Origin of the sequence: Pseudomonas asturiensis (assembly GCF_900143095.1) — a bacterium.
Taxonomy (GTDB): Bacteria; Pseudomonadota; Gammaproteobacteria; order Pseudomonadales; family Pseudomonadaceae; genus Aquipseudomonas; species Aquipseudomonas asturiensis.
This window is the reverse complement of record NZ_FRDA01000006.1, coordinates 257,930-279,307: the sequence shown is the minus strand read 5'-3', so window position 1 is coordinate 279,307 and position 21,378 is coordinate 257,930. Positions and strand designations below refer to the sequence as shown.

General features: G+C 60.2%; 15 protein-coding genes. 14 read left to right on the top strand and 1 reads right to left on the bottom strand.

Going from position 1 to position 21,378, the window contains the following annotated elements:
• Positions 1-26 precede the first annotated feature (26 nt).
• The 13 genes from BUB69_RS13545 to hemE all read left to right on the top strand — a co-directional run bounded on the left by BUB69_RS13545 (position 27) and on the right by hemE (position 18,802).
• Entirely contained in the window at positions 27-1,091 is a 1,065-nt protein-coding gene (locus tag BUB69_RS13545; RefSeq protein ID WP_073167460.1) for a pilus assembly protein PilM, read from the top strand.
• Positions 1,091-1,663: a PilN domain-containing protein gene (locus BUB69_RS13540; protein WP_073167456.1), complete on the top strand. Its 573-nt coding sequence runs from the start codon at positions 1,091-1,093 to the stop codon at positions 1,661-1,663. Before BUB69_RS13545 ends, BUB69_RS13540 begins: the two co-directional genes overlap by 1 nt.
• On the top strand, positions 1,660-2,283 hold the full coding sequence (gene pilO, locus BUB69_RS13535; RefSeq protein ID WP_073167453.1) for a type 4a pilus biogenesis protein PilO: 624 nt from the start codon (positions 1,660-1,662) through the stop codon (positions 2,281-2,283). The genes BUB69_RS13540 and pilO overlap by 4 nt, the downstream gene beginning before the upstream one ends.
• Entirely contained in the window at positions 2,280-2,807 is a 528-nt protein-coding gene (locus tag BUB69_RS13530) for a pilus assembly protein PilP (RefSeq protein ID WP_073167450.1), read from the top strand. The genes pilO and BUB69_RS13530 overlap by 4 nt, the downstream gene beginning before the upstream one ends.
• Before the next feature lie 47 nt (positions 2,808-2,854).
• Complete coding sequence (locus BUB69_RS13525; RefSeq protein WP_024689066.1) at positions 2,855-4,954, top strand: type IV pilus secretin PilQ; 2,100 nt, start codon at positions 2,855-2,857, stop codon at positions 4,952-4,954.
• Between the two features lie 4 nt (positions 4,955-4,958).
• The gene (gene aroK / locus BUB69_RS13520; RefSeq protein WP_004882714.1) at positions 4,959-5,477 is read left to right on the top strand and encodes a shikimate kinase AroK; all 519 of its coding nucleotides are present in this window, start codon (positions 4,959-4,961) and stop codon (positions 5,475-5,477) included.
• Between the two features lie 127 nt (positions 5,478-5,604).
• A complete protein-coding gene (gene aroB, locus BUB69_RS13515; protein ID WP_073167444.1) occupies positions 5,605-6,708 on the top strand; it encodes a 3-dehydroquinate synthase in 1,104 nt (367 codons plus the stop codon).
• A gap of 10 nt (positions 6,709-6,718) precedes the next feature.
• Entirely contained in the window at positions 6,719-8,344 is a 1,626-nt protein-coding gene (locus BUB69_RS13510) for an SPOR domain-containing protein (protein ID WP_073167441.1), read from the top strand.
• 359 nt (positions 8,345-8,703) lie between these two features.
• Positions 8,704-13,149 carry a glutamate synthase large subunit gene (gltB, locus tag BUB69_RS13500; RefSeq protein WP_073167437.1) on the top strand — a complete coding sequence of 1,482 codons (4,446 nt, stop codon included), beginning with the start codon at positions 8,704-8,706 and terminating at the stop codon, positions 13,147-13,149.
• Positions 13,150-13,270: 121 nt separating this feature from the next.
• Positions 13,271-14,689, top strand: coding sequence for an FAD-dependent oxidoreductase (locus BUB69_RS13495; protein ID WP_024689070.1), 1,419 nt, complete (start codon positions 13,271-13,273; stop codon positions 14,687-14,689).
• Between the two features lie 487 nt (positions 14,690-15,176).
• Positions 15,177-15,941, top strand: coding sequence for a S1 family peptidase (locus tag BUB69_RS13490; protein ID WP_073167434.1), 765 nt, complete (start codon positions 15,177-15,179; stop codon positions 15,939-15,941).
• A gap of 167 nt (positions 15,942-16,108) precedes the next feature.
• A complete protein-coding gene (locus BUB69_RS13485; RefSeq protein WP_073167431.1) occupies positions 16,109-17,635 on the top strand; it encodes an amidase family protein in 1,527 nt (508 codons plus the stop codon).
• A gap of 99 nt (positions 17,636-17,734) precedes the next feature.
• Positions 17,735-18,802 carry a uroporphyrinogen decarboxylase gene (hemE, locus tag BUB69_RS13480; RefSeq protein ID WP_073167428.1) on the top strand — a complete coding sequence of 356 codons (1,068 nt, stop codon included), beginning with the start codon at positions 17,735-17,737 and terminating at the stop codon, positions 18,800-18,802.
• A gap of 51 nt (positions 18,803-18,853) precedes the next feature.
• On the opposite strand, the gene BUB69_RS13475 is transcribed toward hemE, so the two are convergent.
• Entirely contained in the window at positions 18,854-20,080 is a 1,227-nt protein-coding gene (locus BUB69_RS13475) for an MFS transporter (RefSeq protein WP_141121861.1), read from the bottom strand.
• Between the two features lie 158 nt (positions 20,081-20,238).
• On the opposite strand from BUB69_RS13475, the gene BUB69_RS13470 reads away from it, so the two are divergent.
• Positions 20,239-21,147 (top strand): LysR family transcriptional regulator, encoded by a 909-nt coding sequence (locus BUB69_RS13470; protein ID WP_073167421.1) that lies wholly within the window; start codon positions 20,239-20,241, stop codon positions 21,145-21,147.
• The last annotated feature ends 231 nt before the right edge of the window (positions 21,148-21,378 follow it).

Here is a 21,378-nt window from a genome sequence, read left to right as displayed (position 1 = left end):
TGACGGAAACTCATAGGAATCAGGTTGTGTTCGAACTCTTCAGTAAGAAGGCCAACACCCTTCTAGGGATCGATATTAGCTCCACCTCGGTAAAACTCCTTGAATTGAGTCGCTCCGGAAATCGCTACAAAGTCGAGTCTTACGCCGTCGAGCCGCTGCCTGCCAATGCCGTGGTCGAGAAGAACATAGCCGAGCTCGAAGGGGTCGGTCAGGCGCTGTCACGGGTTATCGTCAAGGCCAAGACCAGCGCCAGAATCGTGGCGGTGGCCGTGGCCGGTTCGGCGGTTATCACCAAGACCATCGAGATGGATGCCGGCCTGTCGGACGACGACATGGAGAACCAGCTCAAGCTCGAAGCCGACCAATACATTCCCTATCCGCTGGAAGAAGTCGCCATCGATTTCGAGGTGCAGGGCTATTCGGTGCGCAACCCCGAGCGTGTCGAGGTTCTGCTGGCAGCCTGTCGCAAGGAAAACGTCGAAGTTCGCGAGGCTGCACTGGCACTGGCCGGGCTCACTGCGCGGGTTGTCGACGTCGAGGCTTACGCGCTGGAACGTTCATTCGGCTTGCTGGCGACGCAATTGGGCAATGGCCATGACGAGATGACTGTCGCTGTCGTCGATATCGGTGCGACCATGACCACCCTGAGCGTACTTCACCACGGCCGCATCATTTATACCCGCGAGCAACTGTTTGGCGGACGACAACTGACGGACGAGATCCAGCGACGCTATGGCCTCTCGATGGAAGAAGCCGGCCTTGCGAAAAAGCAGGGCGGCCTGCCTGACGATTACGTCAGTGAGGTCCTGGAACCCTTCAAGGATGCGCTGGTGCAGCAGGTCTCGCGTTCCCTGCAATTCTTCTTCGCCGCAGGTCAGTACAACTCTGTGGATCACATCATGCTGGCAGGCGGCACGGCTTCGATTTCAGGACTTGAACACTTGATCCAGCGTCGCCTTGGTACGCCCACCCAGGTGGCCAACCCGTTTGCCGACATGGCGCTCAGTTCCAGGGTCAACGCCGGTGCGCTGGCCAGCGATGCGCCAGCCTTGATGATCGCGTGCGGTCTGGCGTTGAGGAGCTTTGACTGATGGCACGGATCAACTTACTGCCCTGGCGTGAAGAATTACGCGAAGAACGAAAAAAGCGTTTCCTGACCGCGCTGGTCGGCGTGCTCGTGATCTCTGTCGGGATTCTGTTCCTGATCGATCGCTTCGTCAGCGCCGCCATCGACCAGCAGCTGGCGCGCAATGCCTTTCTGCAGAAAGAGGTTGCGCTGCTCGACACCCGCATCAAGGAAATCGGCGACTTGAAGGCGCGTCGCAAGCAGTTGCTGGAGCGTATGAAAATCATCCAGGACCTGCAGGGCAACCGTCCCGTCACAGGTCGGGTGTTCGACCAGTTGGCCCGTACGCTACCCGATGGCGTGTATTTCTCCGAAGTCAAAATGACCGACAAAATGATCGCCATCACCGGCGCTGCCGAATCCAACAACCGTGTCTCGGACCTCATGCGCAACCTCGAAGCGTCCGACTGGCTGGAGGCGCCGAGCCTGACTGAAGTCAAGGCCACCACAGCCGGTGCTGTCGACCAGGCGAACATCTTTCAGCTGACCGTGCGCCAGACCCAGCCTCAGGCTGCTGCCGAAGGAGCCAGGCCATGAGCATGACCGAATGGCTGGAAGGGCTTCGCAAGGTCGACATCAACGAGCTTGACCTGAGCAACATGGGTTCATGGCCGGCTGCGGTGAAGGTCATTTCAGGGGTGCTGGTGGCGGTGCTGATCTTCGCCTTGGGCTATTTCCTGTTTATCCAGGACCTGGAAGCCCAACTGACTGGCGCGCAGGCAAGCGAAGCCACGCTCAAGGAGCAGTTCTCCACCAAGGCGTTCCAGGCGGCGAACCTTGAGCCCTACAAGAAGCAGATGGAAGAAATGGAAAACACCTTCGGTGCCTTGCTGCGGCAACTGCCCAGCGATACCGAAGTGCCGGGCCTGCTCGAAGACATCACACGCACCGGGCTGGGAAGCGGTCTGGAGTTCGAGGAAATCAAGCTGTTGCCCGAAGCCGTCCAGCAGTTCTACATCGAATTGCCCATACAGATCACCGTGGTGGGTGGATATCACGATCTTGCGACCTTCGTCAGCGGCGTAGCCAGCCTGCCGCGGATCGTGACACTGCATGATTTCGACATCAAACCGGTTGATCCCAAGGTGTCCGGCAAGCTGCGCATGAGCATCCTGGCCAAGACCTACCGCTACAACGATGAAGGGCTGAAGAAATGAGGGTGGCGCGTATGTTGTGCGTCAGTGCGGCCCTGACAGGGCTGGCCGGCTGCGGCGGTGACAAGGATTTTGCCGATCTGAGCGAGTTCGTGGCTCAGGCCCAGGCGCGTCCCAGCGGCACCATCGAGGCGTTGCCCAAGTTTCGGGCGTATGAAGCGTTCACCTACAACGCGGCGAGCCTGCGCAGTCCGTTTCAGCCAGCCATCAAGCTGGACATGCTCAACCGTCAGAAGGGTTCGCGACTGGTCGCGCCGGATCTGAACCGGGTCAAGCAGTTCCTTGAGGGGTTCAATATCGAAGCGTTCGAGATGGTCGGGACCATCGGCAACGAGTCGGGTACGTTCGCCTTGCTGCGCGGAGCCGGAGGGGTTCACCGGGTCAAGGTGGGAGATTATATAGGCCGTAATAACGGCCGGATTGTGTCGGTCAGCGATGCGCAGGTCGATGTGATTGAAATTGTTCCTGATGGAGAGGGGGCCTGGCTTGAAAGGCCGCGCAGTATTTCCCTCAAAGAACGCTCATGAAGTGGGCAAGGCCAAGCATGCAAAGCACCGCACAACGGAAATTGATCATGACCCGGATTCTTTCGATTATCGGCGTGTCGTTATGGATAGCGATGATGTCGCCGGTTCTCCAGGCGGCCAACCTCAAGACCCTGGACGTTGCTGCGCTGCCGGGTGACCGGATCGAGCTCAAGCTTGCATTCGATTCGCCGGTGCCTGCCCCGCGTGGCTACACGACCGAGCAGCCGGCGCGCATTGCGCTGGACCTGCCGGGCGTGACCAGCCAGCTTGCAACCAAGAGCCGTGATCTGGGTGCGGGCAACGCGCGCAGCGTGGTCGTGGTTCAGGCCCAGGATCGGACGCGGGTCATCATCAACCTGACGTCGCTGTCGCCTTACAGCTCGCGCGTCGAGGGCAATAATCTGTTCGTGGTGATCGGTCAGGGTGCCGCTGCCGCCCAGGCCTCCCAGCCCAGTACCGCCAAGGGCGCTGTCAGGGTTGCAGTACCGCCGCCTACGCCCGCCTCAGCACGTCCTTATGTGCCTGCCGGTGCGCGGGCCATTCGCAACGTCGACTTCCAGCGCGGTGAGCTGGGCGAAGGCAATGTGATCATCGACTTGAGTAACGCCAGCATTGCGCCGGACATTCAGGAGCAGGGCGGCAAGATTCGTGTGGACTTCGCCAAGACCCAGTTGCCCGATCCACTGCGTGTGCGACTGGACGTCAAGGATTTCGCCACGCCGGTGCAGTTCGTGAGTGCTACTGCCTCGGGCGACAAGGCCAGCATCTCCATCGAACCGTCCGGTGCGTTCGACTACTCGGCCTTCCAGACCGAAAACAAACTGACCATCAGCGTGCGTCCATTGACCAACGAGGACGTGGACCGACGTGCCGCCGACAAGCCGGTGTATACCGGCGAGAAGCTGTCGCTCAACTTTCAGGACATCGACGTGCGTTCGGTGCTGCAGTTGATCGCCGATTTCACCAACCTCAATCTGGTTGCCAGCGACACGGTTCAGGGCGGCATTACCCTGCGACTGCAGAACGTGCCGTGGGATCAGGCGCTGGACCTGGTGCTCAAGACCAAGGGCCTGGACAAGCGCAAGGTCGGCAGTGTGTTGCTGGTCGCGCCGGCCGACGAGATTGCCGCCCGTGAACGTCAGGAGCTGGAATCGCTCAAGCAGATTGCCGAGCTGGCACCGCTACGCCGCGAACTGCTGCAGGTCAACTACGCCAAGGCGGGCGACATCGCCAAGCTGTTTCAGTCGGTCACCAGTGCCGAGTCCAAGACCGACGAGCGCGGATCCATCACTGTGGATGAGCGCACCAACAACATCATTGCCTACCAGACTCAGGACCGGCTGGACGAGTTGCGCCGCATTGTGTCCCAGCTCGACATTCCGGTACGTCAGGTCATGATCGAGGCGCGCATCGTCGAGGCCAACGTCGACTACGACAAGCAGATCGGCGTGCGCTGGGGCGGCCGGACCGATCGGTCTCGCAAGTGGAGCATTGGCGGTCTCGATGATAACGGCGACGAGGCAGGCAATACGGGGAACGACCTGACCGCGAATATTCCTTTCGTGGATCTGGGAGCACCCGATGCCACGGCTGGCGTTGGCATCGGCTTCCTGACCAATAACGCGCTGCTCGACCTTGAACTGAGCGCGATGGAAAAAACCGGCAACGGCGAAATCGTCTCCCAGCCCAAGGTCGTGACCTCCGACAAGGAAACCGCCAAGATCCTCAAGGGCACGGAGATTCCGTATCAGGAATCCAGCTCCAGCGGCGCCACGACCGTGAGCTTCAAGGAAGCGTCCCTGTCGCTGGAAGTCACCCCGCAGATCACCCCGGACAACCGCATCATCATGGAAGTCAAGGTCACCAAGGATGAGCCCGACTACCTCAATGCCGTGCTGGGTGTGCCGCCGATCAAGAAAAACGAGGTCAACGCCAAGGTGCTGATTTCCGACGGCGAGACGATTGTGATCGGCGGTGTGTTCTCCAATACGCAAAGTAAAGTTGTAGAGAAAGTGCCATTTCTCGGTGATGTGCCGTATCTTGGCCGCCTTTTCAGGCGCGACGTGGTATCAGAGGCAAAATCCGAGCTGTTGGTATTTCTGACACCGCGTATCATGAACAACCAGGCGATTGCTGTGAGTCGTTGATTCTGTGCGAAATTTAATACTTGTGGGGCCGATGGGTGCTGGCAAGAGCACCATCGGCCGTTTGCTTGCCAAAGAGTTGCGACTGCCGTTCAAGGATTCCGACAAGGAAATCGAGCTGCGTACGGGCGCCAATATTCCCTGGATTTTTGACAAGGAAGGCGAGCCGGGCTTTCGCGACCGTGAGCAGGCGATGATTGCCGAACTGTGCGAGGCCGACGGCGTTGTCCTGGCAACGGGCGGCGGTGCCGTCATGCGCAGCGAAAATCGTCAGGCGCTGCATGCAGGCGGGCGCGTGGTGTACCTGCACGCCTCTGTTGAACAGCAAGTCGGTCGTACGGCGCGTGATCGCAATCGTCCGTTGCTGCGCACGGCAGACCCGGCCCGGGTGCTGGGTGAACTGCTGGCAATTCGCGACCCTTTGTATAGAGAGATCGCCGATCTGGTGGTCGAAACCGATGAACGGCCGCCGCGTATGGTGGTTCTGGATATTCTGGCGCGTCTGGCCGAGCTTCCTCCCCGTTAAAGCGCGGCCAAAAATGCGCTATCCTCGGCGACCATTAAAAAACAGTGACGGTACAGGCTCCCGGAGCATGGCTGTCCTGACGCACGCAAGCGTGCAACCGCCCAACCCGTAATCAATGTGGGGACACATGCAGACACTTAAGGTCGAGCTTGGTGAACGTAGCTATCCGATCCATATCGGCGAAGGCCTTCTGGATCGGCTTGAGCTGCTGGCCCCGCACATCGTCGGGCGCCAGGTGGCTATCGTGTCCAACACGACAGTGGCACCTCTGTATCTGGAGCGACTGACCCGCACATTGGCGGGCTACAACGTGCTGCCGATCGTGCTGCCCGATGGCGAGGCCTTCAAGAACTGGGAAACCCTGCAGACCATTTTCGATGGCCTGCTAACGGCCCGTCACGATCGCCGTACTACCGTGATCGCGCTGGGCGGCGGTGTAATCGGCGACATGGCCGGGTTCGCGGCCGCGTGCTACCAGCGCGGCGTGAACTTCATTCAGATTCCGACCACCCTGTTGTCACAGGTGGATTCGTCAGTGGGTGGCAAGACCGGTATCAACCATCCGCTGGGCAAGAACATGGTGGGTGCGTTCTACCAGCCAGGTGTCGTGCTGATCGATACCGCGTCGCTCAATACCCTGCCTGCGCGTGAGCTGTCCGCCGGGCTTGCCGAAGTCATCAAATACGGACTGATCTGCGATGAGCCGTTCCTGACCTGGCTCGAGGAGCACATGGACGCCTTGCGCGGGCTCGATCAGGCTGCGTTGACCACAGCCATCGAGCGCTCCTGCGCCGCCAAGGCGCTGGTGGTCGGTGCCGATGAGCGCGAGTCGGGTATCAGGGCGACCCTGAACCTGGGTCACACATTCGGTCACGCCATCGAGACGCAGATGGGCTATGGTGTCTGGCTTCACGGCGAAGCGGTTGCTGCCGGTACGGTCATGGCGCTGGAAATGTCCTCACGCCTGGGCTGGATCAGCACGCAGGAACGTGACCGTGGCATCCGGCTGTTCCAGCGGGCCGGACTGCCCGTGGTGCCACCACAGGACATGACCGAGGAGCATTTCCTCGAGCACATGGCGATCGACAAGAAAGTCATCGACGGACGCCTGCGGCTGGTGCTGCTGCGTCGGATGGGTGAAGCGGTTATCACGGACGATTATCCAAAAGAAGTATTACAGGCCACCCTGGTTGCGGATTACCGCGCCCTGGTGGATCAGCTTAGAGGTTAACGGAATACCCATGACTAGTTTGCACGCCGACGAGGCCTTCCTCGGCCATTACCAGTTGAGTCATGACCCCTTTGCAGCGCGGGTACCTGGCTTCAAATTTTTCCCTGCCCAGCGCAAACCCGTGCTGGGCCAGTTGCACCACCTGGCGCGTTACAGCCAGCTGCTGCTGGCAGTCACCGGGCCTCAGGGCAGCGGCAAGACCCTGCTGCGCCAGGCGTTGGTGGCAAGCACCAATAAACAATCGGTTCAGAGCGTGGTCGTTTCCGCACGCGGCGCCAACGATGCAGCCGGTGTGCTGCAGCAGGTTGCCCAGGCGCTGAGTGTTGCCCAGGCCGAGATGCAGCCGATCCTGTCGCAGGTCGTTCAGTTGGGGCTGACCGGTCAGGAAGTGTATTTGCTGGTTGACGACGCGGAACAACTTGGCGATTCGGCGCTCGAAGCGTTGCTGGGTCTTGCTGTGGGTACGCCGGAAGGGCGTCCGCACGTGTTCCTGTTTGGCGAGCCATCGCTGCTCGACCGTCTCGATCAGCTGTGTGCCGACATGCAGGGTGACGTCGAAGGCGAACGCTTTCACGTCATCGAGCTGCAACCTTATACGGAAGAAGAAACCCGGGAGTATCTGGCTCAGCGTCTGGAGGGTGCAGGGCAAGGAATCGCATTGTTTACTGCCGACCAGATCACCGATATTCATGAACAGTCCGATGGCTGGCCTGGGGCGATCAACCAGGTGGCCCGCGATTCAATGATCGAGGCGATGATCGCAAGTCGTTCTGCGGTCAAGCGTCCAAGTGTGGGGTTCAACATGCCGAAAAAACACGTATTGGCTCTGGGTGCCGTCGTTATCGTAGCCGTGGCAGCCGCTGTGCTGATCCCGGGTCGTGGCGACAAGACAGGCACACCGGCCAATGCCCCTGCTTCTGCCCAGGCACAACTGCCTCTGGGTCAGGGCACGCCATCTGCTCAGCAGTCGAACAACGGTGGCCCGGCCATCGAGTTCGCGGGCAATTCACAGCCAATGCCGTTGCCGCTGGTCGGCAATTCGCAGCCTGTCATGCGCGGCCCTCTGGCCGAGGCCGCAGGCTCGGGTGACTCGGATGAAGACGCAGTGCCGATGGGTTCGCCTGCTCAGCCTGCAACCGTGACCACCACTGCGCCACCTGCTGGCGTTCCTGCTGGTCAGGCTGCCGCGCAGACGCCGCGCTCTTCGATACCCGCGCCAACACCGGCAACGCCTGTCACACCAGCCGCCAAGCCTGCGCCTGCGCCGACTCAGGTGGCCACCGCCAAGCCAGCGCCGGCTGCGGCCGCCAAGCCCGCCGAAAAACCGGCTGCTGCCAAGCCTGCTGCCGGTGGCAACTGGTACAGCGGTCAGGCACCTGGTCACTTCGTGGTGCAGATCCTCGGCACCAGCTCCGAAGCCACCGCTCAGGCCTACGTGGCGGAGCAGGGCGGCGAGTACCGCTACTTCAAGAAAACCCTGCAGGGCAAGCCGCTGTATGTGGTGACCTACGGTAACTTTTCTGACCGTGCTGCCGCCCTGGCAGCCATCAAGGTATTGCCAGCCAAGGTTCAGGCTGGTAAACCTTGGCCTCGTACTGTCGCCAGCATCCAACAAGAGCTTGGCGCCACTCGCTGAAGTCGCAGCGGCCCTATCCGGGCCGCTCACCCGGCAAACCTGACTTTACCCGCTTGAGCGCGCCGCCTTTTCGGGGCGCGCCTTGTGGCGTCTGCGTTACAAACGCTCCGCAGTCTCAGTCGCTTCAGTCAGATTCTTCAAGAAATACTTTGACTACCACAGCGACCCGCTTTAAAACTTTCATAATTGCGACATTGATTATCCACCAATCGTCGTTAAATTTGTGAGCCCCAGTATCGCTGTGTACAATGACCTCCGTTTTGCCCGTCCGAAGCCGGCGTACGTTCGGCGTGTCAGGTAATTCGTTGAATTAAAAGGAAATTTGCCTCGCATAGAGGCAGCCTGGTGAGAAAGTGTCTATGAAAGCAGGTCTGTACCAACCAGATGAATTCAAGGATAACTGTGGTTTCGGCCTGATCGCACATATGCAAGGCGAGCCCAGTCATCACCTGTTGCAGACGGCTATCCAAGCCCTGACCTGCATGACCCACCGCGGCGGTATCAACGCCGACGGCAAGACCGGTGACGGTTGTGGTCTGCTGATTCAGAAGCCCGACGGCTTCCTGCGCGCGATGGCCAAGGATCACTTCGGCGTCGATCTGCCCCGCCAATATGCCGTGGGCATGGTGTTCCTCAATCAGGACGACGCCAAGGCCGATGAGGCCCGTGAAAACATGAACCGCGAAATCCTGGCCGAAGGCCTGGATCTGGTGGGCTGGCGCCAGGTGCCGATCGACACCAGCGTGCTGGGCCGTCTCGCGCTGGAGCGTCTGCCGAAGATCGAGCAGGTCTACATCGGCGGTGAAGGCCTGAGCGATCAGGAATTCGCGATCAAGCTGTTCAGCGCCCGTCGCCGCTCGTCGGTTGCCAACGCGGCGGACACCGATCATTACATCTGCAGCTTTTCCCACAAGACCATTATTTACAAAGGTCTGATGATGCCGGCCGACCTCACGGCCTTCTTCCCGGACCTGAGCGACGAGCGCCTGCAAACCGCAATCTGCGTGTTCCACCAGCGCTTCTCGACCAACACCCTGCCGAAATGGCCGCTGGCTCAGCCTTTCCGCTTCCTCGCCCATAACGGCGAGATCAACACCATTACCGGTAACCGCAACTGGGCCCAGGCGCGCCGCACCAAGTTCACCAACGACCTGATGGACCTGGACGAACTGGGGCCACTGGTCAACCGTGTCGGTTCCGACTCATCGAGCATGGACAACATGCTGGAGCTGATGGTGACCGGCGGTATCGACCTGTTCCGCGGCGTGCGCATGATCATTCCGCCTGCGTGGCAGAACGTTGAGACCATGGACCCCGACCTGCGGGCGTTCTATGAATACAACTCCATGCACATGGAACCGTGGGACGGCCCGGCCGGTGTCGTGATGACCGAAGGTCGCCACGCCGTCTGTCTGCTCGACCGTAACGGCCTGCGCCCGGCGCGCTGGGTCACCACCAAGAACGGTTACATCACCCTGGCGTCGGAAATCGGCGTCTGGGACTACAAGCCTGAAGACGTTATCGCCAAGGGCCGTGTCGGTCCGGGCCAGATTTTCGCGGTCGATACCGAGACCGGCCAGATTCTCGACACCGACGCCATAGACAACCGCCTCAAGTCGCGTCATCCGTACAAGCAGTGGCTGCGCAAGAACGCCTTGCGTATCCAGGCGACCATGGAAGACAACGACCACGGTTCGGCTTTCTATAACAGCGACCAGCTCAAGCAGTACATGAAGATGTACCAGGTCACGTTCGAAGAGCGTGATCAGGTGCTGCGTCCGCTGGGCGAGCAGGGTCAGGAAGCCGTGGGTTCGATGGGTGACGACACGCCGATGGCGGTGCTGTCGCGTCGCGTGCGCTCGCCATACGACTACTTCCGCCAGCAGTTTGCGCAGGTCACCAACCCGCCAATCGACCCGCTGCGCGAAGCCATCGTCATGTCGCTGGAAATCTGCCTCGGTGCCGAGCGCAACATTTTCCAGGAGTCGCCTGAGCACGCTTCGCGCGTGATCCTCAGCTCGCCGGTCATCTCTCCGGCCAAGTGGCGCTCGTTGATGAACTTGGAGCGTCCGGGTTTCGAGCGCTACATCATCGACCTGAACTACGACGAGCAGATGGGCCTTGAAGCCGCTGTGCGCAATGTCGCCGATCAGGCCGAAGAAGCCGTGCGTTCCGGTCATACCCTGATCGTGCTGAGCGATCGTCACATTGCACCGGGCAAGCTGCCGGTCCACGCCTCGCTGGCGGTTGGCGCGGTTCACCACCGCCTGACCGAGCAGGGTCTGCGTTGCGACAGCAACATTCTGGTTGAGACCGCGACCGCCCGTGACCCGCATCACTTCGCGGTGCTGATCGGTTTCGGCGCTTCGGCGGTCTATCCGTTCCTGGCCTACGAAGTGCTGGGCGATCTGATCCGTACTGGCGAAGTGCTGGGCGATCTGTACGAAGTCTTCAAGAACTACCGCAAAGGCATCACCAAGGGCCTGCTCAAGATCCTGTCCAAGATGGGCATCTCGACCGTTGCGTCCTACCGTGGTGCGCAGCTGTTCGAAGCCATCGGCCTGTCTGAAGAAGTCTGCAACACCAGCTTCCGTGGTGTGCCGAGCCGCCTGAAAGGCGCGCGTTTCGTGGACCTCGAAGCCGAACAGAAAGCCCTGGCTGCCGAAGCCTGGAGCCCGCGCAAGCCGATCCAGCAAGGCGGTCTGCTCAAGTTCGTGTTCGGTGGCGAATACCACGCCTACAACCCGGACGTGGTCAGCACCCTGCAAGCGGCTGTACAGCAGGGCGACTACAGCAAATTCAAGGAATACACTTCGCTGGTGGACAAGCGTCCGGTGTCGATGATTCGCGACCTGCTGCAGGTCAAGACCCTCGACCAGCCGCTGAACATCGACGACATCGAGCCGCTGTCCGAGATCCTCAAGCGTTTCGACTCCGCCGGTATCTCGCTGGGCGCACTGTCGCCTGAAGCGCATGAAGCACTGGCCGAGGCCATGAACCGCCTGGGCGCTCGCTCCAACTCCGGTGAAGGCGGCGAAGACCCGGCGCGCTACGGCACCATCCGCAGCTCCAAGATCAAGCAGATCGCGACAGGTCGTTTCGGTGTAACGCCGGAATACCTGGTCAACGCCGACGTGCTGCAGATCAAGGTCGCCCAGGGCGCCAAGCCTGGCGAAGGCGGGCAATTGCCCGGTGGCAAGGTCAACGGTCTGATCGCCAAGCTGCGTTATGCAGTGCCGGGCGTGACCCTGATTTCGCCGCCGCCGCACCATGACATCTATTCCATCGAAGACTTGTCGCAGCTGATTTTCGACCTCAAGCAGGTCAACCCGGCCGCGCTGGTCTCGGTCAAGCTGGTGGCAGAAGCGGGCGTCGGCACGATTGCGGCCGGTGTTGCCAAGGCCTACGCCGACCTGATCACCATTTCCGGTTATGACGGCGGCACCGGTGCGTCGCCGCTGACCTCGATCAAATACGCGGGCGCGCCGTGGGAGCTGGGCCTGGCTGAAACGCACCAGACCCTGCGCGGCAACGACCTGCGCGGCAAGGTCCGTGTGCAAACCGACGGCGGCTTGAAAACCGGCCTCGACGTGATCAAGGCAGCGATCCTGGGTGCCGAAAGCTTCGGCTTCGGGACCGCGCCAATGATCGCGCTGGGCTGCAAATACCTGCGTATCTGCCACCTGAACAACTGCGCTACCGGCGTTGCAACCCAGAACGAAAAGCTGCGCAAGGATCACTACATCGGCACCGTCGACATGGTGATCAACTTCTTCACCTACGTGGCTGAAGAGACTCGCGAGTGGCTGGCCAAACTGGGCGTGCGCTCGCTGGAAGAGCTGATCGGCCGTACCGACCTGCTCGAAATGCTGCCGGGTGAAACCGAGAAGCAGCAGCACCTGGACCTGACGCCATTGCTGGGCAGTGACCACATTCCGGCTGACAAGCCTCAGTTCAGCCTTGTGGACCGCAACCCGCCCTTCGACAAGGGGCTGTTGGCCGAGAAGATGGTCGAGCTGGCCAAGCCCGCCATCGAAGCCCTCAGTGGCGGCGAGTACGAACTGGATATCTGCAACTGCGACCGTTCCATTGGCGCACGCATCTCCGGCGAAATCGCCCGCCTGCACGGCAACCAGGGCATGAACAACGCACCGGTCACTTTCCGCTTCAAGGGCACTGCCGGTCAGAGCTTTGGTGTGTGGAACGCTGGCGGCCTGAACATGTACCTGGAAGGTGATGCCAACGACTACGTCGGTAAAGGCATGACCGCTGGCAAGCTGGTGATCGTGCCGCCCAAGGGCAGCCCGTTCAAGACCCACGAAAGCGCAATCATCGGCAACACCTGCCTGTACGGCGCGACCGGCGGCAAGCTGTTCGCGGCGGGCACTGCGGGCGAGCGTTTCGCAGTCCGTAACTCCGGTGCCCACACAGTTGTGGAAGGCACTGGCGACCACTGCTGCGAATACATGACGGGTGGTTTCGTTTGCGTACTCGGCAAGACCGGTTACAACTTCGGTTCCGGCATGACAGGCGGTTTCGCTTATGTGCTCGATCAGGACAACACGTTCGTTGACCGCGTCAACCACGAACTGGTTGAGATCCAGCGCATCAGCGGCGAGGCGATGGAGGCTTATCGCACTCACCTGCAGAGCGTGCTGAACGAGTATGTCGCAGAAACCGACAGTGAATGGGGTCGCAACCTCGCGGAAAACCTGGACGACTACCTGCGTCGCTTCTGGCTGGTCAAGCCCAAGGCTGCCAACCTGAAGTCGCTGCTCTCCAGCACCCGGGCGAACCCGCAATAAGCGCAACTGCACGCGGCGTGTTCCACGCCGCACGACCACAGCAGTGCGCGAATGCCTGCGAACATGATTTCCTGCAGCTTCAGGGCCATGGCCTGAAGCTGTCGTGTAGAGGTTCTAGAGAATGGCCGAGCGTCTAAGTAACGACTTTCAGTTCATCGATGTCGGGCGTAAAGACCCGAAGAAGAAACTGCTGCGTCAACGCAAGAAAGAGTTCGTGGAGATCTACGAGCCCTTCAAGCCTCAGCAGTCCGCCGATCAGGCGCACCGCTGCCTGGGCTGCGGTAACCCGTATTGCGAATGGAAGTGCCCAGTGCACAACTTCATTCCCAACTGGCTCAAGCTGGTCGCCGAAGGCAATATCCTGGCGGCGGCCGAGCTGTCGCACCAGACCAACACCCTGCCGGAAGTCTGCGGCCGCGTGTGCCCGCAGGACCGTCTGTGCGAGGGTGCCTGCACCCTGAACGACGGCTTCGGTGCCGTGACCATCGGTTCGGTCGAGAAGTACATCACCGACACCGCGTTCGCCATGGGCTGGCGTCCTGACATGTCCAAGGTTGTGCCGACCGGCAAGCGCGTGGCAATCATTGGCGCAGGGCCAGCAGGCCTGGGTTGCGCCGACGTACTGGTGCGTGGCGGCGTGACCCCGGTGGTGTTCGACAAGAACCCGGAAATCGGCGGTCTGCTGACCTTCGGTATTCCGGAGTTCAAGCTCGAAAAAACCGTGCTGAGCCATCGTCGTGAAGTGTTCACCGGCATGGGTATCGAGTTCCGTCTCAATACCGAAGTCGGCAAGGACGTCACCATCGACCAGTTGCTCGAAGAGTACGATGCCGTGTTCATGGGCATGGGCACCTACACCTACATGAAGGGCGGCTTTGCCGGTGAAGACCTGCCAGGCGTTCACGATGCACTCGACTTCCTGATTGCCAACGTCAATCGCAATCTGGGCTTCGAAAAGTCGCCTGAAGATTTCGTCGACATGAAAGGCAAGCGGGTGGTGGTGCTGGGGGGTGGCGATACGGCGATGGACTGCAACCGTACCTCGATCCGCCAGGGCGCCAAGTCGGTGACCTGCGCCTATCGTCGTGACGAAGAGAACATGCCGGGCTCGCGCAAGGAAGTGAAGAACGCCAAGGAAGAAGGCGTGAAGTTCCTCTACAACCGTCAGCCCATCGCCATCGTCGGCGAAGACAAGGTTGAAGGCGTGAAAGTGGTCGAGACCCGTCTCGGCGAGCCGGATGCCCGTGGCCGTCGCAGCCCCGAGCCGATTCCGGGTTCCGAGGAAATCATCCCGGCCGATGCCGTGGTCATCGCCTTCGGTTTCCGCCCGAGCCCGGCTGCCTGGTTCGAGCCATTCACCATCAACACCGACAGCCAGGGCCGCGTGATCGCGCCCGAGCAGTCACAGTACAAGCACCAGACCAGTAACCCGAAAATCTTCGCCGGTGGCGACATGGTTCGCGGGTCCGACCTGGTTGTGACCGCGATCTTCGAAGGCCGCAACGCGGCTGAAGGGATTCTGGATTACCTGGGCGTCTGATTGCTGTCACGCAGCGAACACCTGTCCGTGGAAGCCTGCTCGCGAAAGCCCTGTTCAAACCGCCGCATGTAGCGGATGAACAGGCTTCTTCGCGAGCAAGCTCACTCCTGCCAGACAACCCGTAACCGATTGAAGGAACGCTATCTTTTTCGTCAGGCCTTGGTCTGGGCTGCAATTCGACGATAAATGATGACGGCGATTCTTCTGATAAACCGTGCAAGCTTCATCGCCGGCAAGCCGCCTCCCACAATCCCGTAGGACTCCCTATCCAGTGCGTCAGCGTGCGTTCGATGGGCACCGTTTCTACGCTTCAGGCCTTTTCCCCACCTCTACTGGCAGTTCTGACAGTTTCCGTCCCGGACTCATTCCGCTTAACTGAAAATCGGTTCAGTCGAGTCATGACTCGCTGCCGACCAAAATGTCGACGTGCATTGCAGGATCGCAGGCGCGTTGTCACAGGGATTCAGTCACGATCAGGGAGTTGATCATGAACAAACTATTGGCGTTTATTTGCCTGATCGTCGTACTCGGCGGTTGTACGGCAAACCATTCTGATCACGATGTCGGAAAAATCATCGGCGGGGAGCCCGCGCCCAGAGGGGAGTATCCGTTTTATGTGGCGGTGGTCAGAGCAGATGGGTCTCACATCTGCGGTGGGACGCTGATCGCGCCGCAATGGGTGCTGACGGCTGCACATTGCCTGGCAGAAACCGGGGCTCACTCGGTCAGCGTAGGTCTTGAGCAATATCGGCCAACGCTCATCGAAAACGAGCGGATTTTGATCGGCACCGTCTTCCTTCATGCTGGTTTGAATTATCGCGGGCAGAGTGACATTGCGCTGATCAAGCTGGATCACCCTGCGCGCAGCACCCATTTCATGACGCTGGACAGTGGCGGGTCTCCTGTCCCGCTGCCTGCAGGCACGCCGTTGACCCTCATTGGATTTGGCCGTACCGATGAGGGCGTCAAATCCGATGTTCTGTACCACGGTCAGGGTGCGGTGCTGGAAGACAGGCTATGCGGCAACACACGCCCCGGTTTTCCGGACACCGATTTCAATCCCGCTTACAACATTTGCGCGGGCTACAACCAGGCCGGGGGCGATTCTGGCGGACCGCTGTTGTACAAGATGGGTGATGATTACGTAGAGGTGGGTCTCGTCAGTCGCACCTTGATTGACGGTGCCGGTCAATACACGCGCGTGTCTTATTTCATCGACTGGATAAACACGATCGTCAAGGCTGATAAGTAGCCACTCGTGATTGTCGTCAGGTGCGGGAATATCGACGTTTTGCTTACCTGTAACGCTCAATGTTCCCACGCCGACTGGCTATTTCGCTGATATCAGATCGACAAGCCCTTTCCTAGAATGTCTGGCGTTCGCTCAGCACCGAGCGTATTGGCCAAGGAAGGCAGTCGATGAACATAAAGCTACTCGTAATACTTTCTCTCCTGGGCTCGTCAGGGGCAGTTGCTGCAGACGCGGTAAAAGCCGACTTCGACGGGCCTGTCTTCGGCGCAGTCATTGAAAACAAGGCGGTGTACTTTGAGTCCACTGCCCAGCTCCAACAGCGAATGACCGCGGGCGACCTGACTTCAGTGGCCCTGGTGACGCATATGCTGCAACGCATCGATGCGCTCAATCACAAAGGTCCGCAACTGAACGCGGTGATTGAAATCAACCCCGATGCGCTGGACATTGCAACGACGCTCGATGAGGAGCGTGCGGCAGGGCAGGTACGCGGGCCGCTGCACGGCATTCCGGTATTGATCAAGGACAACCTGGATACGGCGGACAAGATGCAGACCACTGCAGGCTCGCTCGCGCTTGCAGGTCCGCCCGCATCCAGCGACGCATTTGTCGTGCAGCGGTTGCGTGAGGCCGGTGCGGTCATTCTGGCCAAGGCCAATATGAGCGAATGGTCCAATTTCCGTGGGAACAATGTTCCAAACGGCTGGAGTGGTCGTGGCGGACAGACGCGCAACCCTCATAACCCGAAGGCAGATCCTTGCGGATCGAGTTCCGGGTCGGCAGTCGGGGTCGCTGCGGGGTTCGCGCCTGTTTCAGTCGGTACGGAAACCAACGGATCGATTATCTGCCCGTCGAGCATGAACGGGGTCGTGGGAGTTCGTCCCACCCTCGGTTTGCTCAGTCGCTCGGGTATCATTCCGATTTCCAGCCGCCAGGACACGCCCGGGCCTATTGCGCGAACAGTCACCGATGCGGCCATCATGCTCAATGCCATGAGCGGAACAGATGCCCGTGACAAGGCGACTTATCGGGTGCCGGAAGATCCTGTGGATTATCTCGGTCATCTGCGGCCGGATGCGTTGCAAGGTGCGCGTCTGGGTTATCCGGTGACGAAGTCCGATGGCAGCTACATGGACGACGATCCTGCCTTCATAAATATGAAGCGGGTCCTGAGGTCATCCGGTGCGACGCTGGTTGCGGTCAAGGTTCCGCCAACCAGAAGGCATTTGGAGTGGTTCCTGCTGCAACTGGACTTCAGGCGCGAGCTTGAGGCTTATCTACAGACCCGGTCCGGGCAGCCCGTTAAAACGCTTGAGGACATCGTGGCGTTCAACATCAAAACGCCAGGTCACGAAAACCATGATCAAAAGAATCTGATCGAAGCCTCTTCACTGACGCTTTCGCAAGGCAAGTACATCACTGCGGTGGAGGAAACCCAGGGTTACCACCGAGCGTTGATCGATGAATTGCTGCATAAGTACATGCTGGATGCGCTCATTGACTGGTCGAGCAGTTCCCTCGGGCACGTGGGCGCTGTCGCGGGTTACCCGGGTGTATCAATACCGGTGGGTTCAGGTTCGCAAGGGCTTCCCACAGGTTTGTACTTTCTGGGAGCCCCGTGGGCGGAGGCGCGATTGCTGAGCTTTGCTTACGCGCTGGAGCAGGCGCTTATTTCAAACTCGCTGGTGCGTTAACTGCGGCAAATCGACCCGATAGATAAAAGGCACGGCTCTTGCCGTGCCTTTTGCTTCGCGCTCTGAGAAAATGCCCGCACTTTTATAGCGGATGCCGACATGACTGCCCTGAAGAACGACCGTTTCCTGCGCGCCTTGCTCAAGCAACCCGTAGACGTCACCCCTGTCTGGATGATGCGTCAGGCGGGTCGCTATCTGCCGGAGTACCGTGCCAGCCGCGCCAGCGCCGGTGACTTCATGAGCCTGTGCAAGAACCCGCAGTTCGCCTGTGAAGTCACGATGCAGCCGCTGGACCGCTATCCACTCGATGCGGCCATTCTGTTCTCCGACATCCTGACCATCCCGGATGCCATGGGCCTGGGCCTGTATTTCGAGACCGGCGAAGGTCCGCGTTTCAAGAAAACCGTCAGCACCCTGGCCGACATCGAAGCCTTGCCGGTTCCTGATGCGCAGAAGGATCTGGGTTATGTGATGGACGCGGTCAGCACGATTCGCCGCGAACTCAATGGCCGTGTGCCGCTGATCGGTTTTGCCGGCAGCCCGTGGACGCTGGCGACCTACATGGTCGAAGGCGGCTCATCCAAGGACTTCCGCAAGTCCAAGGCCATGCTGTACGACAACCCGCAAGCCATGCACCTGTTGCTGGACAAGCTCGCGCAGTCGGTGACCAGCTACCTCAACGGCCAGATTCTGGCCGGTGCGCAGGCGGTGCAGATCTTCGACAGTTGGGGCGGCAGCCTGTCTTCGGCGGCGTATCAGGAGTTTTCTCTGGCTTACATGCGCAAGATCGTCAACGGTCTGATTCGCGAACATGACGGCCGCAAGGTCCCAGTGATTCTGTTCACCAAGGGCGGCGGACTGTGGCTGGAAAGCATCGCCGACGCCGGTGCGGATGCACTGGGTCTGGACTGGACCTGCGACATCGGTGAAGCGCGTCGGCGCGTCGGCAGCAAGGTGTCACTGCAGGGCAACATGGACCCGACCGTGCTCTACGCGCGCCCCGAAGCCATTCGTCAGGAAGTGGCGCGTATCCTCGCCAGCTACGGCAGCGGCACAGGCCACGTATTCAACCTCGGCCACGGCATCACCCCCGAAGTCGACCCGGCAAACGCGGGTGCCTTCATCGAAGCGGTGCATGAGTTGTCCGCCCGGTATCACCAGAACTGAGTTGACGTGCGTTGATCGTGCTCACGCCAGCGTGGGCACGATCATGATCCGTCAGCCTTTTCCCGCCAATGGCTGCAATTTCGCCAGCCGCAACGCCACACCCAGTGCCATCAGCAGCAACACGGCAATGAACATGCCGATGCCGTTCCAGCCGGCGTAATGCCAGAAAACCCCGCCGCCGGTGCCTGCCACGCTGGAGCCTGCGTAATAGCAGAACAGGTACAGTGACGTCGCCTGGCCTCGGGCGACGGTCGCTCTGCGGCCCACCCAGCTGCTGGCCACCGAATGCGCGCCGAAGAAGCCGAAGGTGAAGATCAGTACGCCTGCGATGACGACCGGCAATGGCGTGAACAGGGTCAGGCTCAGGCCGAACAGCATCATGACGATTACGGCCCACAGCACGCGGCGGCGACTCAGTCGATCCGCCAGTGAGCCGATCTTTGCCGAGCTGTAGATGCCCGACAGGTACACCACGGAGAACACACCCACGACCGCCTGGCTCAGGTTGTAAGGTTCGCTCAGCAGCCGGTAGGCGATGTAGTTGAACAGGGTGACGAACGCGCCCATCAGCAGGAAACCGACCAGAAACAGCAACGGCAGGCCCTTGTCGCGAAACTGCACGACAAAGCCGTCCAGCAGGCTGCGAGGGTGTAATGAGCGGGCGCGAAAGTGGCGGGACTCCGGGAGGATTCTCCAGAACACCGCCGCTGCAATCAGGGCCAGGCCTCCGACCACCAGCATCGCGGCGTGCCAGCTCACGTAATCGATCATCACCCCGACGATCAATCGGCCGCTCATGCCGCCGACGGCGCTGCCCCCGATATACAGCCCCATTGCCAGTCCGAGGTGCGTGGGGTGTATTTCTTCGCTGAGGTAGGTCATGGCCACGGCCGCAAGGCCGCTGAGCGACAGCCCGACCAGCGCCCGGGTGATGAGCACGCCTTCCCAGCTCGGCATCAACGCGCTGGCGATGGTGAACAGCGAGGCGCAGAACAGCGCCATGACCATGACCGACTTGCGTCCCAGCCGGTCGGAGATCGGCCCGGTGATCAGCAGGCCGATGGCGAGCATTGCGGTGGCGACCGAGAGGATCAGGCTGCTCTGGGCTGCCGTGATGGAAAACTCCTGCGAGAGCATCGGCATCATCGGCTGTACGCAATACAGGAGCGTAAAGGTCGAAAAACCACCCGCGAACAAGGCCAGTGCCGTGCGTTTGAACAACGGCGTGTTTTTCTCGATGTAACTGTCTTCCAGCGCGACAGACGCTTCGCTGAGCAGGGTGTTTGACGGAACAGGAGATGGCGCGGTGACAGGGTTCACGGTAAACCTCAGAGCACGGTTCGGGCAGGCATGGAAAAATCATATAGCTGGCTAATGATTCAATCCAATATATTGTTCGACCTGTTTGATAGGTAAAACGACTTGATCGAGGCCGTATGGAACTGCGTCACCTGCGTTACTTCATTGCTGTTGCCGAAGAGCTGCATTTCGGGCGAGCCGCTCAGGTGCTGGGCATTTCCCAGCCACCTCTGAGCCAGCAGATCCAGGCCCTGGAACAGGAGCTGGGCACGCGTCTGTTCGACCGCACCAATCGGCGTGTGGAGTTGAGTGAGTCAGGGCGGCTGTTTCTCGACGAGGCGCGACTGGTGCTGACGCAGGTCGACAAGGCTGCTGATGTCGCAAGGCGTGCGCAGTTGGGGCAACTGGGCGAGCTGAAGATCGGATTTACGTCCTCGGCACCCCTGACATCGAACATACCCGAGGCGATTTTCGCGTTCCGCCAGGCTTACCCGCAGGTGCATCTGAACCTGACGGAGATGACCAGCCAGCAGGTCGCTACAGGCCTTGAGGACAAGACCATTCAGGTCGGCATCATGCGACCACTGGAGCTGCCCGATGCCCTGGACGTGTTCGAGCTGTTGAACGAGCCTCTGGTCGCAATCATGCGCGCCGACCACCCGCTTGCGGCGGGCAGTGAAGACGGCATCTTTATGTCAGCGCTGGCGGCCGAGCCCTTCGTGTTTTTTCCACGCACCTACGGCAGCGGGATCTATGGCCAGATCCTGAGTCTGGCGCGCGCCGCAGGCTTCAATCCGTTGATTGCCCAGGAAGCGGGCGAACCCATGACCATGATTGGCCTGGTGGCGGCGGGACTTGGCGTTACCGTATTGCCTGCCCCGTACCGCCGGATGCGCATCGATGGCGTAGTTTATCGCAACCTGCTCGACCCCGGCGCAACCAGCCCGGTCTGGCTGGTCAAGCGCAAGGACGAACAGTCAGCGATGGCCAAGGCGTTTTTCGAGCTGGCGACCAAGGGCCAGGATGCTGGGGCAGTGATCACGTAAGGCACTGAGCGTGATACACACGTCCCGCAACGCGCTCAGTGTTGTGGGAGGCCTCACTGCGTCTTCGATGTAGCGCTGTCGTGCAGCAAACACCGGATATCGTGGGAGCGGACTTGTCCGCGAATACTGTGCTTCAGTCGCTGAATATTTGTCGGATGTACTCGCCTTTTCGCGGACAAACGGAACGCCGCCCGCAGCAGGCTCACGCCTGCCGTCGTAAGTATGCACAAC